14 protein-coding genes are annotated in these 14718 nt (G+C 66.7%); 2 read left to right on the top strand and 12 right to left on the bottom strand.

Features of this window, described 5'->3' with window-relative positions; genetic code table 11:
* Positions 1-147 precede the first annotated feature (147 nt).
* Positions 148-1230 (top strand): TRAP transporter substrate-binding protein, encoded by a 1083-nt coding sequence (locus tag JI745_RS04945; protein WP_201804267.1) that lies wholly within the window; start codon positions 148-150, stop codon positions 1228-1230.
* A gap of 44 nt (positions 1231-1274) precedes the next feature.
* Here JI745_RS04945 and JI745_RS04940 read toward each other — a convergent pair whose 3' ends face one another.
* The 9 genes from JI745_RS04940 to JI745_RS04900 form a co-directional block, all read right to left on the bottom strand.
* Positions 1275-1739: a hypothetical protein gene (locus JI745_RS04940; protein WP_201804266.1), complete on the bottom strand. Its 465-nt coding sequence runs from the start codon at positions 1737-1739 to the stop codon at positions 1275-1277.
* Between the two features lies 1 nt (position 1740).
* Positions 1741-3231: a TRAP transporter large permease subunit gene (locus JI745_RS04935; RefSeq protein WP_201804264.1), complete on the bottom strand. Its 1491-nt coding sequence runs from the start codon at positions 3229-3231 to the stop codon at positions 1741-1743.
* Positions 3232-3276: 45 nt separating this feature from the next.
* Positions 3277-3816 (bottom strand): TRAP transporter small permease subunit, encoded by a 540-nt coding sequence (locus tag JI745_RS04930; RefSeq protein WP_201804263.1) that lies wholly within the window; start codon positions 3814-3816, stop codon positions 3277-3279.
* A gap of 133 nt (positions 3817-3949) precedes the next feature.
* Positions 3950-4600, bottom strand: a complete 651-nt coding sequence (locus JI745_RS04925) for a response regulator transcription factor (RefSeq protein ID WP_201804262.1) — start codon at positions 4598-4600, stop codon at positions 3950-3952.
* Positions 4597-5973, bottom strand: a complete 1377-nt coding sequence (locus JI745_RS04920; protein WP_201804261.1) for a cache domain-containing protein — start codon at positions 5971-5973, stop codon at positions 4597-4599. The genes JI745_RS04925 and JI745_RS04920 overlap by 4 nt, the downstream gene beginning before the upstream one ends.
* Positions 5974-5991: 18 nt before the next feature.
* A complete protein-coding gene (locus JI745_RS04915) occupies positions 5992-6336 on the bottom strand; it encodes a TIGR01244 family sulfur transferase (RefSeq protein WP_201804258.1) in 345 nt (114 codons plus the stop codon).
* 10 nt (positions 6337-6346) lie between these two features.
* Positions 6347-6793, bottom strand: coding sequence for a GatB/YqeY domain-containing protein (locus tag JI745_RS04910; RefSeq protein WP_201804250.1), 447 nt, complete (start codon positions 6791-6793; stop codon positions 6347-6349).
* 100 nt (positions 6794-6893) lie between these two features.
* On the bottom strand, positions 6894-7106 hold the full coding sequence (rpsU, locus tag JI745_RS04905) for a 30S ribosomal protein S21 (protein WP_047503026.1): 213 nt from the start codon (positions 7104-7106) through the stop codon (positions 6894-6896).
* A gap of 148 nt (positions 7107-7254) precedes the next feature.
* Positions 7255-8472: an NAD(P)/FAD-dependent oxidoreductase gene (locus JI745_RS04900; protein ID WP_201812341.1), complete on the bottom strand. Its 1218-nt coding sequence runs from the start codon at positions 8470-8472 to the stop codon at positions 7255-7257.
* 75 nt (positions 8473-8547) lie between these two features.
* Between JI745_RS04900 and JI745_RS04895 the strand changes: the two genes are divergently transcribed.
* Complete coding sequence (locus tag JI745_RS04895) at positions 8548-9672, top strand: MFS transporter (protein ID WP_201804248.1); 1125 nt, start codon at positions 8548-8550, stop codon at positions 9670-9672.
* A gap of 6 nt (positions 9673-9678) precedes the next feature.
* Here the strand turns inward: JI745_RS04895 and JI745_RS04890 are convergent, their stop codons facing one another.
* From JI745_RS04890 to JI745_RS04880, 3 genes are all read right to left on the bottom strand, one after another.
* The gene (locus JI745_RS04890) at positions 9679-10812 is read right to left on the bottom strand and encodes a sterol desaturase family protein (protein WP_201804246.1); all 1134 of its coding nucleotides are present in this window, start codon (positions 10810-10812) and stop codon (positions 9679-9681) included.
* A 60-nt stretch (positions 10813-10872) separates the two neighbouring features.
* Complete coding sequence (gene ybiB, locus JI745_RS04885; protein ID WP_201804245.1) at positions 10873-11826, bottom strand: DNA-binding protein YbiB; 954 nt, start codon at positions 11824-11826, stop codon at positions 10873-10875.
* A gap of 62 nt (positions 11827-11888) precedes the next feature.
* Positions 11889-14696 carry a molybdopterin-dependent oxidoreductase gene (locus JI745_RS04880; protein ID WP_310738490.1) on the bottom strand — a complete coding sequence of 936 codons (2808 nt, stop codon included), beginning with the start codon at positions 14694-14696 and terminating at the stop codon, positions 11889-11891.
* Between the last annotated feature and the right edge of the window lie 22 nt (positions 14697-14718).

Here is a 14718-nt window from a genome sequence, read left to right as displayed (position 1 = left end):
GCACTTTCACACTCCCATGCGAAAAGGCGGCCCTCGGGTCGCCTTTTTTTCTGACGAGTGCCTGACGAAACCCGCGCGGGAAACCCCCCAGTTCAGCATTGGTATTCATCCGCAAGAATCCGCGCACCATTCATTGAGGAGAGGTACATGGATCGTCGGAAATTCGTGGGCAATGCAGGGCTTGCCGGCGTGCTCGCCGCGGGTGTGGCGCCTGCCGTGGTGCATGCGCAGGCCACGCTGCGCTGGCGCCTGGCGTCGAGCTTTCCCAAGTCGCTCGACACCATCTTCGGCGCGGCAGAAGTCTTCGCCAAGAAGGTCAACGAAATGTCGGGTGGCAAGTTCCAGATCTCGGTGCATGCCGCCGGCGAGCTGATGCCTGCCTTCGGCGTGGTCGACGGCGTGCAGAACGCCACCGTCGAGGTCGCGCACACCGCGCCGTACTACTTCTTCGGCAAGGATGAGACCTTCGCCCTCGGTTGCGCCATTCCCTTCGGCCTGAACTCGCGCCAGATGAGCGCGTGGATGTACGAAGGCAACGGCCTGAAGCTGATGCGCGAGTTCTACAAGGCCTACAACATCGTCAACTTCCCCGGCGGCAACACGGGCGCGCAGATGGGTGGCTGGTTCCGCAAGGAGATCAAGTCGATCGGCGACATGAAGGGCCTGAAGATGCGCATCGGCGGCTTCGGCGGCAAGGTGCTGGAACGCCTGGGCTCGGTGCCGCAGAACATCCCCGGCGGTGAGATCTACCCGGCGCTGGAAAAGGGCACGATCGACGCGGCCGAGTGGGTGGGCCCATACGACGACCAGAAGCTCGGCTTCAACAAGGTTGCCCCGCACTACTGCTACCCCGGTTGGTGGGAAGGCGGCCCGCAGCTCGACTTCTTCATCAACAGCAAGGCCTATGACGGACTGTCGAGCGAGTACAAGTCGATCATCGAGTGCGCCGCGGCACTCGCGCACGTCGACATGCAGGCCAAGTACGACTACCGCAACCCGACGGCGCTGAAGCAGCTCGTGGGCGCAGGCACCAAGCTCTTCCGCTTCCCGCGGGACGTGATGGAAGCCGCCTTCAAGGCCTCGAACGAGATCTATGCCGACCTGTCGTCGAAGAACCAGAACTGGCGCAAGGTCTTCGAGGACTACAACAAGATGCGCGCGGACCAGAACCTGTGGTTCCGCTTCGCCGAAGCGGCGTTCGACGACTTCATGCAATCGCAGAAGCTCTGATCGGCTTTGCCCTCAGACGAAAGGCCCCGCATGCGGGGCCTTTTTCATGCGCCCTCGCGCATGTGCGGCGCCAGCGCGTAGCGGGTGAACGCCATCAGCACTTGGTCATCGGCCGCGTGGAAGAGCGTCACCATGCCACCGCGGCCACGCACCACGAGGCGTGGTGCGATGAGCCAGCTGAGGAAGGGCACGTAGATCATCTTGGCCTGCACGACGTCGGCCCAGAGCACGTGCTTGTTCCAGATCCAGCTCTGGCGGATCTCCTTCGCGTTGACGGACGTGCGGCTCCTGATGACCCAGTAGTTGAAGATCATGAGCGTGGCTAGGCCGGCCACCACCAGCAGCTTCGACGCGAAGCCCGCCTGCTGGATTGCCGGCTTGTCGACCGCCATCAGCCCGGTCACGAAAACGGCGATCGTCATGGCCGTCAGCAGGCATTTCACCAGCACCGGGAAGGCGTGACCTTCCGCGCTCACCGGGAGCGCACTGGCATCCGACGCCTCGTTCATCTCACTTCTTCTGGTCGTTCTCGTTGGCCCGCTTGAACAGGTCGTCGAGGTTTTCGTTCTGGTTGCCGTAGCCGCCGTCGGTGGGCGCTTCGATCTTGACCTTGTCGAGATCGATCTTCTGTTCCTTGTCGAGGAACACCGTCACCGTCTGCGGGAAGAAGATCACGATCACCACCAGCAGCAACTGCAGGATCACCCACGGGATGGAGCCGAGGTAGATGTCGCTCGACAGCACCTTGCGCGGCAGTGCGCCGTTCTTGAAGAGCGTGTCGGAGATGCCACGCAGGTAGAAGAGCGCGAAGCCGAAGGGCGGGTGCATGAAGCTCGTCTGCATGTTCACGCACAGCAGCACGCCGAACCAGATCATGTTGATGCCGAGCTTTTCGGCCACCGGGCCCAGCAGCGGCAGAATGATGAAGGCGATCTCGAAGAAGTCGAGGAAGAAGGCCAGGAAGAAGATGAAGATGTTGACGACGATGAGGAAGCCGATCTGGCCACCGGGCAGATCGGACAACAGGTGCTCGATCCACTTGGCGCCGTCGACGCCCTGGAACACCAGCGAGAACACACGCGAGCCGATCAGGATGAACACCACCATCGCGGTGATGCGCATGGTGCCGGTCATGGCTTCTTTCACGAGCGGCCAGTTCAGGCGGCGGTGGATCGCGGCGAGGATGAACGCACCGACCGCCCCCATCGCGCCCGCTTCGGTGGGCGTGCAGATGGCGGTCTTGATGCCGGGCAGGCCACCCATGCTGCCCAGCACGGCGAAGATCAGGATGGCCGAGGGGATGATGCCGCGCAGGCACTTGGCCCACAGCTGGAAACCGGAGAGCGTGCGCGCCTCCTTGGGCACGCCCGGCACGTGGCTCGGCTTGATGCGCGACAGCAGGAAGGTGTAGAGCGCGAAGAGCAGCACCTGCAGGATCGACGGGCCCCAGGCGCCCTTGTACATGTCGCCCACCGAGCGGCCGAGCTGGTCGGCCAGCACCACCAGCACGAGCGAGGGCGGCACGAGCTGGGTGATGGTGCCCGACGCGGCCAGCACGCCGGTCGCATAGCGCATGTTGTAGCCGTAGCGCATCATCACCGGCAGCGAGATCATCGCCATCGCGATCACCTGGCCGGCCACCGTGCCGGTGATGGCACCGAGGATGAAGCCGACGATGATCACCGAGTAGCCGAGGCCGCCGCGCACCGGGCCGAAGAGCTGGCCCATGGAGTCGAGCATGTCTTCGGCGAGGCCGCACTTCTCGAGGATGGCGCCCATCAGCGTGAAGAACGGGATGGCCAGCAACAGGTCGTTGGACAGGATGCCGAACACGTTGAGCGGCAGCGCCGACATGAACTCCGGCGGGAACCAGCCCATGTAGATGGCGTAGAAGCCGCACAGCAGGCCGAGCGCCGACAGCGAGAAGGCCACCGGGAAGCCGATCAGCATGATCAGGATCAGCCCCAGGAACATGACTGGGGCAAAGTTCTCCATCGTCATCTCAGCAGCTCCGGTTCTTGTTGTTCTGGTGGGAGTTCAGGGCGCTCATTGCAGCGGCCTCTCGTAGTGCGTGTCCATCTCGTACTTGTGTTGGAGCCAGCCGATGCGCTTGATGATCTCGGAGACACCCTGAAGCAGCACCATTGCGAAGCCGAGCGGCAGCATCAGCATCGCCGGCCAGCGGATCAGGCCACCGGCGTTGCCCGACATCTCCCCGCTGTGGAACATCTTCAGGAAGAGCGGGAACGAGAAATACAGCATCAGCGCCATCACCGGCAGCAGGAAGAAGATGAGGCCGAAGAGGTCGATGTAGACACGCCCACGGGCAGGGAAGCGCCCGTAGACCACGTCGACGCGCACGTGCTCGTTGACGCGCAGCACCTGCGAGGCGCCGAGCATCACGCAGGCCGCGAAGAGATACCACTGGATCTCGAGAAAGGCGTTGGAGCTGTAGTTGAAGGCGTAGCGCACCGCGGCGTTGGCCGCGCTGATGAAGCACGAGAGGAAGACGGCCCACTTGGCGATGCTGCCGAAGCGGTCGTTGAGCGCATCGATCAGATGCGCCAGTTTGAGTAGGGCTGACACGGGGTCTCCAGGTCTTTCGGTCTTGTGCCGGGTGGGCGCGCTGGGGGTGCGGGCGGTGTTCCGCCGATGTTCGCTATCAGACCTGAAGCGTCGGCGTGGCGCCACGGGTCTTTCCGCTAAGTGGAATTACGCATCATGACGCGGCGCGTGTGACGAGGACGTCGCCTGCGTGTTCTACCGCGTACTTGATGAGTTCGGCCTGGCCGGCCAGGCCGAGCTTGCGGCGGATGTTTTGCCGGTGGGTTTCGACGGTGCGCACGCTCAGTCCGAGGGCTTCGGCGATCTGCCGGCTCGCGTGCCCGCGCGCAAGGCCGGCCAGAATCTCGCTCTCGCGCAGCGAGAGCACCGGCTTCGGCGCCTGCGAGCGTGACATCCGCCCGGAAATCGCGGCACTCAGGTAGGTGCGGCCGGCGGTGATGGCGGCGATCGCGTCGAGGATCTCGTCCGACGGCGCGTCCTTCAGCACGTAGCCGCGGGCGCCTGCCTGCATGGCGCGGTTCACGTACTCGGGGTTGTCGTACATGCTGAGCATCAGCACGCGCAGGTGCGGGTGGCGTTGCAGCAGCAGGGCAGTGAGCTCGATGCCGTTGGTGCCCTTCATGCCGACGTCCATCAGCACCAGCTCGGGGGCGCTGCGTTCGACCATGGCAGAGGCTTCGGCGGCGTCGCCTGCTTCGCCGACGAGGGCCAGCGCAGGGTGGGCGGACAGGCGCAGCTTGAGCCCGTCGCGCACCAGCGGGTGGTCGTCGACGATCGCAATGCGGGTGGAGCGGGTGGTGTTCATGCGGCGAGGCGTTCGGAGGGGGACAGGCGCTTGATCGCAGAGGCAGGCACATCGGCGACGACCTCGGTGCGGCCGGCGCGCGAACGCACGCTGAACTGGCCGCCGATCGATTCGACCCGCTCGCGCATGTTGCGCAGGCCGATGCCTCGGCGCGGGTCGAGCGCCACGGCTTGCGCGTCGAAGCCGACGCCGTCGTCGGTGATGCGCAGTCGCACGCCGGTCGTGCCGAAGACGAGGCGCAGCTGCACTTCGCTGGCACTTGCGTGCTTCTCGATGTTGGTCAGGGCCTCTTGCGTGACGCGGAAGAGCACGGTGCTGATGGCATCGGGCAGGGCCGAGGCGCCGCCGCCCACGCGCATGTCGAAGGCCATCTCGCTGTGCTCGCTGAACTCGCGGCCCATCTGCTCCAGCGCGGCCGGCAGGCCCAGCACGTCGAGCTCGGCGGGGCGCAGGCGGTGCGAGATGTTGCGAACCTCGTGCAGGGCATCGTTGAGACGGGCCAGCGCTTTCGTCAGCGGTGCGCTGCGGTCGCGGTCGAGCTGGGCCTGGGCCGATTCGAGCAACAGCTTGATGGAGACGAGCGTCTGGCTGGTGCCGTCGTGCAGCTCGCGCGACAGGTGGGCGCGTTCGTCTTCCTGCGACTTCACCACCTGACGGGCAAGCAGCCGCAGCTTGTGGTCGGCCTCGCGCGATTCACTGAGGTTCAGCGCCAGGCCGCAGGCACCGAGCACCGCGATGCCGGCGAGCGCAATGCCGGCGATCCACCACATGGTCGTGCGCACGTTGTCGCTGACCTGCTCGTCGAGCTCGGCCAGCGTGGCGTGGATGTCGTCGAGGTACAGGCCGGTGCCGAGCATCCAGTTCCAGCGCGGAAGCGAGACCACGTAGCCGAGCTTGGGCGTGATCTGCTGTGATGACGGCTTCTGCCACACGTACTGCACATAGCCGCCGCCTTCGCGTGCCTTGCCGATCAGCTGCTGGATGATGGGCCGGCCCTGGGCGTCGCGCATGTCCCAGAGATTGCGGCCCATGAGCTCGGGCTGGCGCGGGTGCATGAGGTTGCGCCCGCTCATGTCGTAGAGGAAGAAGTAGCCGTCGGCACCGTAGTCCAGCGCGGCGAGCAGGCGCATGGCTTCGGCCTTGGTCGCCTCGTCGTCGCGGCCCGAGGTGTAGAGCGGCGCGATCACGCTTTGCGCGAGGTCGACGTAGTGGCGCAGCTCGGTCTGCTTGTTGGCCATGTAGGCCGATTCGACCAGCGCGCGTTCGCGCTCGGACAGGCTCTTCTCCTGCTGGGCGACGGCCCACGCGATGAGCGCGGCCGACGCCAGCAGCGGGATCACCGCCAGCAGGAAGACCTTGAGCTTGAGGCGCATGCCGCCAGCGCCGCGAACTCAGAGGCTGCTTGCCGCCTGGAAGAGCTTGCCCGAGCGGGCGCCCGAGCGGCAGAAGGCGAGCAGAGGGCGTGGCAGCGTGCGCAGCAGCTCGGCGAAACGCTCGATCTCCTCCGGCGACTGGTAGCCCCCGCTCACCGGCAGGTAGGCGTATTCGAGGCCGGCGGCGCGGGCCGCCGCTTCGATGGAAGCGTTGGTCGGCTGGTCAGGGCCGCCTTCGAAGTCGGGGCGGTTGTTGACCACGCTCTTGAAGCCGTTCTGCGCGGCCCAGGCCATGGCCGACGGGTCGAGCTGGGGAGCGACGCACACGTCGGGCGCCACGGGCATCACTTGGGGAGTCGTCATGGGAGTGACCTCAGCGTGCGAGAGCTTGTTTGACGGCGGCGGAGACGAGGCTCATGTCGGCCTTGCCGGCGAGTTGGGCCTTCACGGCGCCCATCACCTTGCCCATGTCGCCCGGGCCGCTGGCCCCGAGGCTGGCCACAATCTTCGCCACTTCGGCGTTGATCTCATCGGCGCTCATGCGCTGGGGCAGGTAACCCTCGAGCACCTTGAGTTCGGCCGTTTCCTTGTCGACCAGATCGGTGCGGCCCGCGGCGGCGAACTGGCTGATCGAATCCTTGCGCTGCTTGATGAGTTTGTCGACGATGCCGATCACCGCGGCGTCATCGAGCGTCACGCGCTCGTCGACTTCCTTCTGCTTCATGGCCGCCAGCAGGCCACGGATGGTGAGCAGGCGATCGGCTTCCTTGGCCCGCATGGCGGACTTCATGTCTTCGGTGATCTTGTCTTTCAGGCTCATGGCTGTTTCTCCGGGCTGGAAACGACGAAGCCCGCGGCTGTGCGGGCTTCCAGAACAACAAAGCCCGCTGGGTGCGGGCTTTGGCGGAGATCCGCGTGGATCAGTACAGGCGCTTGGGCAGCTGCATGCTGCGGATGCGCTTGAAGTGGCGCTTGACCGCGGCGGCCTTCTTGCGCTTGCGCTCGGCGGTGGGCTTCTCATAGAACTCGCGGGCGCGCAGGTCGGTCAGCAGGCCCAGCTTTTCGATGGTGCGCTTGAAGCGGCGCAGGGCCACGTCGAACGGTTCGTTTTCTTTGACGCGAATAGAAGTCATGGATTCAGATGTTGTGCGCTCGGTGTTCGCTCGGGGTGCCAGGAAGGAGGTTCCGGAATCCAGCCTGGTTGCTGGGCGAATCGACACGCGGGGTTTTGCCAGCAAAGACGGCGATTATAGCCAGGGAATCCGGGCTTGCAAGCGCAGGTTAGTGGCTGCTCTGAGGTGGTGCGGCCAGGGCCTGGGCACAGGCGGCGGCGCTCGCCCACGCCCACTGGAAGTTGTAACCACCGAGCCAGCCGGTGACGTCGACCACCTCGCCGATGAAGAACAGGCCGGGTGTGAGCCGGCTTTCGAGGGTTTGGGAGCTCAGTTCCCGCGTGTCCACCCCGCCGGCGGTGACCTCGGCCTTGCGGTAGCCCTCGGTGCCGGATGGGATCAGTTCCCAGGCTTGCAGGCTGTCGGCGAGGGTCTGGAGGTCGCGGTCGCGCAGGTCCGCAAGCAGTCGGTCAGCCATCGTGGGGTGGCGGGCCAGCCAGCCTTCGGCGAGACGCTGTGGCAGCAGGGCGGCCAATTCGGTTTGCAGCTTGCGCCTCGAGCCGGACTTGGCTTGGGTGAGGTGGCGGGCGAGGTCGAGGTGCGGTGCGAGATTGAGGCGCAACGGGCTGCCCGCCCGCCAGTAGCTGGAAATCTGGAGCACGGCCGGGCCGCTCAGGCCGCGGTGGGTGAACAGCAGATCTTCGAGGAAAGCCATGCCGCCCTTCGCCGGGCCGGTACGGATCTCGACCGGCAAGGACAGACCTGACATCGCAGCGAAGGGCGCCCACGCGGCTGCGTCGAACGTCAGCGGCACGAGGGCGGGCCGTGTCTCGATGAGCCGATGGCCAAATTGCTTCGCCAGCCGATAGCCGAAGTCTGTCGCGCCGATCTTGGGAATGGACAGGCCGCCGGTGGCGACCACGACTTTGCCGGCGAGGACCGTGCCTTGGTCGGTGTCGAGCTCGAACCCCCGCGCGGTCGACCGCACCGCCTGCACACCGCACCCATGCCACCGCGTCACGCGGCCTTGCTCGCATTCGCGCAGCAGCATGCCGATGATGTCTTCCGACGACTCGTCGCAGAAGAGCTGGCCCTTGTGCTTCTCGTGCCAGGGAATTCGGTGGCGCTGCACGAGCGAGAGGAAATCCTGCGGCGTGTAGCGCGCGAGCGCCGAGCGGCAGAAGTGCGGGTTGGCCGAGATGAAATTCCCCGGGCCGGCGTCCCGGTTGGTGAAGTTGCAGCGGCCGCCGCCCGAGATGCGGATCTTCTCGGCCACTTTCTCGCTGTGGTCGATCAGCAGGACCCTGGCGCCCAGTTGCCCCGCCATGCCGGCACAGAAAAGGCCTGCTGCGCCACCACCGATCACGACTGCATCGAATCTCCCCATCGCACGATTATCTCGACCGATTCCTAGAATCGCCGCCCCATGAGCCTTGTCGCACCGTTTCCTGAACCGAGCCTGATGCGTGCGACCCATGCCGTGCGGGCACAGTTTTTCATCGCCGGCGCCTTGTTCGCCACCTGGGGCATCCATGTGCCGACGGTCAAGCAGCACTACGGGCTCGGCGAACAGGCCCTTGCGATGGCGATGCTGGCTTCGGGCGTGGGCGCCGTGGCGACGCTGACGCAGGCCGGCCGGATCGTCGGCAGCTTCGGCGCCAGGCGCGTGGGCATCGCCGCAGGCGTGCTCTGCGCGGCCAGCCTGGTCGGTCTTCTGGCGAGCCAGAGCTACCTGGTGTTGATCGCCCTCCTGATCGCGTTCGGCATTGGCATGAGCTTGTTCGACGTGTCGATCAACACGGCCGCGAGCGAGGTCGAGACACTGCGCAAGCGCAGCCTGATGAGCGGCTTCCACGGCATGTTCAGCCTCGGGGGCATGGTCGGGGCGGCGTTTGGCAGCGCGCTGCTGTCTCGGGGAGTGTCACCCAGCTCGCATCTCGTGACCACGTCGATCGCCTCCGGCGTGCTCGTCGTCGTGGCCGGCCTCGCGATGCTGCCGACCGTCACCGGCTCTTCGCAACAGGGCCACGGCCTTGCCTGGCCACGAGGGGTGCTGGGCTTGCTGGGCGTGCTGGCCGCGCTGGGCCTGATCGCCGAGGGCGCGATGTACGACTGGAGCGTGCTCTACATGACGCAGGAGCTCAAGAGTGCCCCCGACTTCGCGGCGTTGGCGTACGCCAGCTTCAGCGGCGCGATGGCCGCGGCGCGTTTTGGCGGCGACTGGGTGCGCGACCGTGTGTCGCCTTCGGTGCTGATGAGTGCCAGCGCTGCGCTGGCCGCGGTGTCGATGGCGGCCGTGCTGGTCATCGCCCACCCGGTCGCCACGCTGATCGGCTTTGCACTGGTCGGCCTCGGGTTCGCCAACGTGGTGCCGGTGCTCTTCGGCTCGGCGGCGAAGCTCGACGCCAACCCCGCGCACGGCATCGCGGTGGTGGCGTCGGTCGGCTACTTCGGCATGATGGCCGGGCCGCCCTTGATCGGCGTGATCGCCGAGCATTCGTCGTTGACCATCGGCCTGACGTCGGTCGCGATGTTCGCTGCGATCCTCGGGCTGGCGGCGCCCAAGGCGCTCGGCTCCGTCAAGTGAAGCGGCTCAGCCTTTCCAGGTGAACGGGAACTTGACCTGCTTCCAGAAGCCGTTGGGCACGTAGTCACCGACGACGCCATACTGCGCCGGCCATTCGCGGTCTGACTTCACCGCGGTGCCGAAGAGGTGGTCGAGGAAAGCAAAGTGCGCCGCGTAGTTCTTGTCGATCGCCTCGTCGTCCTGCGAGTGATGCCAGTGGTGGAAGTTGGGCGTGACGATCAGGTAGCGCAACGGCCCGAGCCGCACGCTCACGTTGGCGTGGTTGAACACCGCCTGGAAGCCCACCACGATGATGTAGGCGTCGATCACCTGCTTGCTGAAGCCGAGCACGTAGATGGGCGCCAGCACCAGCGTGCGGGTGATCAGCAGCTCGAGGATGTGCTGGCGCGACCCGGCCAGCCAGTCCATGCTCTTCACGCTGTGGTGCACCGCATGCAGGCGCCACAGCAGCGGCACCTCGTGGTAGGCGCGGTGCGTCCAGTACTGCACCAGGTCGGCGACGAGGATGATGAGGAAGAGCGCCACCCAGAAATTGAGCCCCGACACCCAGCCGCGGATGCCGTCGTGCGCCGCCCAGCCGAAGAGCTTGTGCACCAAGAGGTTGGTCGCCAGCAGGATGAAGCCCACCACCATGTGGTTCACGATGAAGTGGTGCATGTCGGTCTGCCACTCGGCGCGGAAGACAGGCTGGTCTTTCCGCAGCGCCCACATCTTCTCGATGAAGATGAAGATCAGCGTGGAGCCGAGCAGGTCGAGGATGAACCAGTCGAGGCCGATGTAGGGCGTGTGGTCGGGGAAGTTGGGGTCGACCTCGACCTTGTGGCCGCCGAGCGCCAGCGTGATGGCGACGAGGGCAAAGGTCCACAGCGCCAGCCAGCGGGCACGGCCGCGGATGATGTTGAGCAGCGAGAGCCCACCCGAGATGCCAATGGCCACCAGCATGATGGTGCGGATGACGTTGACGTCGTAGCTCTTGCGCAGCTCAGGCGTGGTCAGGTACTGCGGGAAGTGGAAGGCCAGGACGCCCAGGAAACACAGCAGGGCCAGCACGAAGGCGATCACGCCGGTCACCATGCCTTTGCCGCGGCGCAGCTCGCCGTGCGATTCGGTGAGCTGGTTGAGCTTGTCGAGTTCGAGCATCTTCTCCCCTTCCGATTTGACGGGGAATTATCGTGCCGGACAGCCCGCGGATGAGCCCGCTCAGGCCGTCCGCTCGCGGGGGTGGGCGTGGGCCAGCGCGTCGAGTGCGGCCTGCAGGCAGCGCACCTGCTGCATCAGTGGCGCCGGTGCCGGCTTCTCGCCGCTGATCACCGACTGGATGTACATCGCGGTGGTGGCGGCGTCGCAGGTGCGCGGCAGGACGGGCAGTTCGCGCAGCACGCCGTCGTGGGCGGACACGGACAGGTCGCCGCGCAAGGCCCCGTCGATGAAGACGTCGAGCTTCGGCAGACGGCGCGGGTCGGCGACGGGCTCGCCTTCGGTCCCGCGCATCAGCATCGCGTTGGCCACGGTGTGCTGCAGGAAGCCGGTGAGCATCTGCCCGTACTCCGGGTGCGTGTAGTTGACGACGCGCACCGCGGTGCCGGCCTGGCACGGGTCGAGCAGCTTGGCGACGGTGTGGCCCGAGTTGCGCAGGCCGATCGTCCAGCGTGCGTCGAGCAGGCGTGCGAGCGGCGGGCACAGCACGTCGGTGCGGATGTAGACCGGCTCGTGGCGTGCCCACGCCGAGGCCACGTCGGCCGCGTCGCGTGCAATCGGCAGGCCGAGGTCGTGGAAGATTTCAGCCGTCGTCACTCGGCCCGGGTCCTCCGGCATGCCGTGCACCAGCACCGGGATGTCTTCATGCGCCAGCAGCAGGGCCAGCAGCGGCGTGAGGTTCGGCAGCTTGCGCGCGCCGTTGTAGGAAGGCAGCACGACGGCCGTGCGCGTCGTCGCGATGGGCAGGCAACGTTCGACGGTGGCTTGCAGGAAGCCAGCGGTCTCGTCGATGGTCTCGCCCTTGATGCGCATCGCGAGTGCAAAGGCGCCGAGCTCGAGGTCGGTGACCTGGCCTTCGAGCACCTGGCTCATCAGGTCGTAAGCCTGTTCGCGCTTCAGCGATCGGGCACCTTCCTTGCCGCGACCGATTTCCTTGATGTAGTGGCTGATGCTCATGTCGTGTCCCTGGCGCGTGGTTCGCAAGTGTCGGGCCAGGGTCGGCCCGGGGAGCGGTATTTTCAGGCGGTGCTCATCACAGTGCGCGCCAGTCGCTTCAACTCCGGGATGCAGGAGCCGCAATTCGTGCCGCATTTGAGCTGGCCCTGCAGTTGCGCCAGTTGTTCCTCGGGCGAGCCCTTGCAGGTCTTCAGGGTGGCCACGATTTCGGGCTCGGCCACGTTGAAGCAGGTGCAGACCTGGCGCCCGCGCGACTGCACGGCCAGCGGCGCGCGCGCACCGGGCACGAGCAGCAGGCGGCCGTAGGCCTGCGCCGGCAACTCGTCCTGCAGCAGCGGCTTGATCCACGCCTCGGCACTGGTGTCGCCAGCGAGCACGAAGCCTTCGAGCTGGGCGGTGTCGCCACTCCTGTGCAGCCGCATCGTGCGGCGCTGGCCGCGGCGCTTGTCGGCATAGCGCAGCACCTCGGTGCCGCCGAGGCCGAGCAGCGCCTCGATGCGCTGCACCAGCTCATCGGGCGCCGTCTCATAGGCGGCCGCGCGAAACAGCACGCCGCTGCGCTCGCGGCCGAAGGGCACACAGCTCGCATAGGCAAACGCGCCCATCAGCGACTTCAGCTCTTCGCGCACCGCTGCCGCGTGCTCGGCCGGCAGCCAGGCCACCCCCAGCAGGCGCCACGGCAGATCGGCCTTGAGCACCTTGACGGCCGCGTGCTTGAGCTCGGGTTGCTTGGACTTGGGGCAAAACGCCGCCGTGGTGAGCGCATTGACGCCATGCACCCTTGCGCCCGTGCTGGTGACGCCGGAGACGAATTCTTCGCCCCAGTGCATGGCGATGAAGGCCTGCGCCACCGCCACCTGTTCGCTGGCCAGGACCGGCAGCACCAGGGTGCCGCGCCGGGAGGTCACGTGCGCCAGGTCGCCATCAGTGAGTTGCAGGCGCGCGAGGTCTTCTGCGTTCATCTCGATGGCAGGCTCGGGCACATGGCCGAACAGGCGGCCGATGGTGCCGGTGCGGCTCATGCCGTGCCACTGGTCGCGCAGGCGGCCGGTGGTGAGCGAGAAGGGGTAGCGCACGTCGCGCGGCTCGGCCAGGGGCTCATAGGCCACGTCGGCAAACTTCGCGCGGCCATTCGCGGTCGGGAACACGCCGTCTTCGTACAGGCGCACCTTGCCCGTGGCGGCGCCTTCGGGGAAGGGCCATTGCGCGGGTGCGGACTCGAGCTGCGCGTAGCTCAGGCCGGTGATGTCCAGGTCGCGGCCACGGGTGCTTTCGCGGTGCTCCGTCCACACCGACTCGGGCGTCTCGTAAGGGAAGAGGGTGGCGCGACCGGGGCGCAGCCGTGCCTCGAGGCGGCGCGCGAAGTCGACCGCGATGACCCAGTCGTGCCGCGTCTCGCCAGGCGACGCGACGGCCGGCCGCACGCGGCTGATGCGGCGCTCGCTGTTGGTGACGGTGCCGTCCCTCTCGCCCCAGGTGGTGGCGGGCAGCAGCAGGTCGGCGTACTGGCAGGTGGCGGTGGTGGCGAAGGCTTCCTGCACGACGACGAACTCGGCGCGCTCCAGCGCACGCCGCACCATGGTCTGGTTGGGCATCGACTGGGCCGGGTTCGTGCAGGCGATCCACAGCGCCTTGATCTGGCCGTCGGCCGCGGCTTCGAACATCTCCACCGCGGTCTTGCCCGGCTGCGACGGCACGTCGTCCACGCCCCACAGCCGCGCCACTTCGGCCCGATGCTCGGCGTTGCCCAGGTCGCGGTGCGCGCTCAGCAGGTTGGCGAGGCCGCCCACCTCGCGGCCGCCCATCGCGTTGGGCTGGCCGGTGAGCGAGAAGGGCCCGGCGCCCGGCTTGCCGATCTGGCCGGTGGCAAGGTGAAGATTGATGAGGGCGGCGTTCTTGTCGGTGCCGCTGGTGCTCTGGTTGAGGCCCTGGCAGTAGAGCGAGAGCGTGCTGCCCGTGGCGAACCAGCGTGCAGCCTGTATCAATGCGTCTTCCGTGATGCCGCAGAGCTGCGCCGTCTCTTTCGTCGTGTAGCCGCGCACGCGGTCGCGCAGCGCCTCGAATCCCTGGGTGTGCGCGTTGATGTAGGCGTGGTCCACGAGCCCTTCCCACAGCATCACGTGCAGCATGCCGTGGTAGAGGGCGACGTCGGTGCCGGGGAGGATGGGCAGGTAAAGGTCGGCGGCTTCGGCCGTCTCGGTGCGGCGCGGGTCGGCCACGATGATCTTCATCGCCGGGTTGGCACGCTTCGCGTCTTCGATGCGGCGGAAGAGGATGGGGTGCGCGTAGGCGGTGTTCGAGCCGGTGATGAAGAGCGTGCTCGCGTGCTGGACGTCGTCGTAGCAGGCGGGCGGGGCATCGGCGCCCAGCGTGGCCTTGTAGCCCGCCACCGCGCTGCTCATGCACAGGCGCGAATTGGTGTCGATGTTGTTGGTGCCGATCAAACCCTTGGCGAGCTTGTTGAAGACGTAGTAGTCCTCGGTGAGCAACTGGCCCGAGACGTAGAAGCCCACGGCATCGGCGCCGTGGAGCGTGATGATGTTGGCGAAACGCTCGGCAGCACCGCCGAGCGCGGTGTCCCACGCAATGCTGTGTGGCGCGCCACCGCGGGCGGCACGCACGGCGGGCTGGAGCAGGCGCGTCTGATGTGTCAGCGGCTCGGTGGCCGTGTGGTGCAGTGTGCTGCCCTTCGTGCAGAGGCGGCCGAAGTTGGCGGGGTGGTCCGGGTCGCCGCGCACGCCGGTGATCTGCGTGCCCTGGCTTTCGATGATGACGCCGCAGCCGACGCCGCAATACGGGCAGGTGCTGCGGGTCTCTTGCGTGGTGTCCTGCGCCTGGGCGTGGAGAGGAATGATGGGGATGGTTTGCACTGACTGGACATTGCAGGTTGTG

Origin of the sequence: Piscinibacter sp. HJYY11 (assembly GCF_016735515.1) — a bacterium.
Lineage (GTDB): Bacteria > Pseudomonadota > Gammaproteobacteria > Burkholderiales > Burkholderiaceae_C > Rhizobacter.
Note: the sequence above shows the minus strand (reverse complement) of the source record. Positions and strands in the feature narration are given on the sequence as shown.

Coding starts and splice junctions, on each gene's coding strand:
- JI745_RS04945 (WP_201804267.1), top strand. CDS start 148: ATGGATCGTCGGAAATTCGTGGGCAATGCAGGGCTTGCCGGCGTGCTC.
- JI745_RS04940 (WP_201804266.1), bottom strand. CDS start 1,739: ATGAACGAGGCGTCGGATGCCAGTGCGCTCCCGGTGAGCGCGGAAGGT.
- JI745_RS04935 (WP_201804264.1), bottom strand. CDS start 3,231: ATGACGATGGAGAACTTTGCCCCAGTCATGTTCCTGGGGCTGATCCTG.
- JI745_RS04925 (WP_201804262.1), bottom strand. CDS start 4,600: ATGAACACCACCCGCTCCACCCGCATTGCGATCGTCGACGACCACCCG.
- JI745_RS04920 (WP_201804261.1), bottom strand. CDS start 5,973: ATGCGCCTCAAGCTCAAGGTCTTCCTGCTGGCGGTGATCCCGCTGCTG.
- JI745_RS04915 (WP_201804258.1), bottom strand. CDS start 6,336: ATGACGACTCCCCAAGTGATGCCCGTGGCGCCCGACGTGTGCGTCGCT.
- JI745_RS04910 (WP_201804250.1), bottom strand. CDS start 6,793: ATGAGCCTGAAAGACAAGATCACCGAAGACATGAAGTCCGCCATGCGG.
- rpsU (WP_047503026.1), bottom strand. CDS start 7,106: ATGACTTCTATTCGCGTCAAAGAAAACGAACCGTTCGACGTGGCCCTG.
- JI745_RS04900 (WP_201812341.1), bottom strand. CDS start 8,472: ATGGGGAGATTCGATGCAGTCGTGATCGGTGGTGGCGCAGCAGGCCTT.
- JI745_RS04895 (WP_201804248.1), top strand. CDS start 8,548: ATGCGTGCGACCCATGCCGTGCGGGCACAGTTTTTCATCGCCGGCGCC.
- JI745_RS04890 (WP_201804246.1), bottom strand. CDS start 10,812: ATGCTCGAACTCGACAAGCTCAACCAGCTCACCGAATCGCACGGCGAG.
- ybiB (WP_201804245.1), bottom strand. CDS start 11,826: ATGAGCATCAGCCACTACATCAAGGAAATCGGTCGCGGCAAGGAAGGT.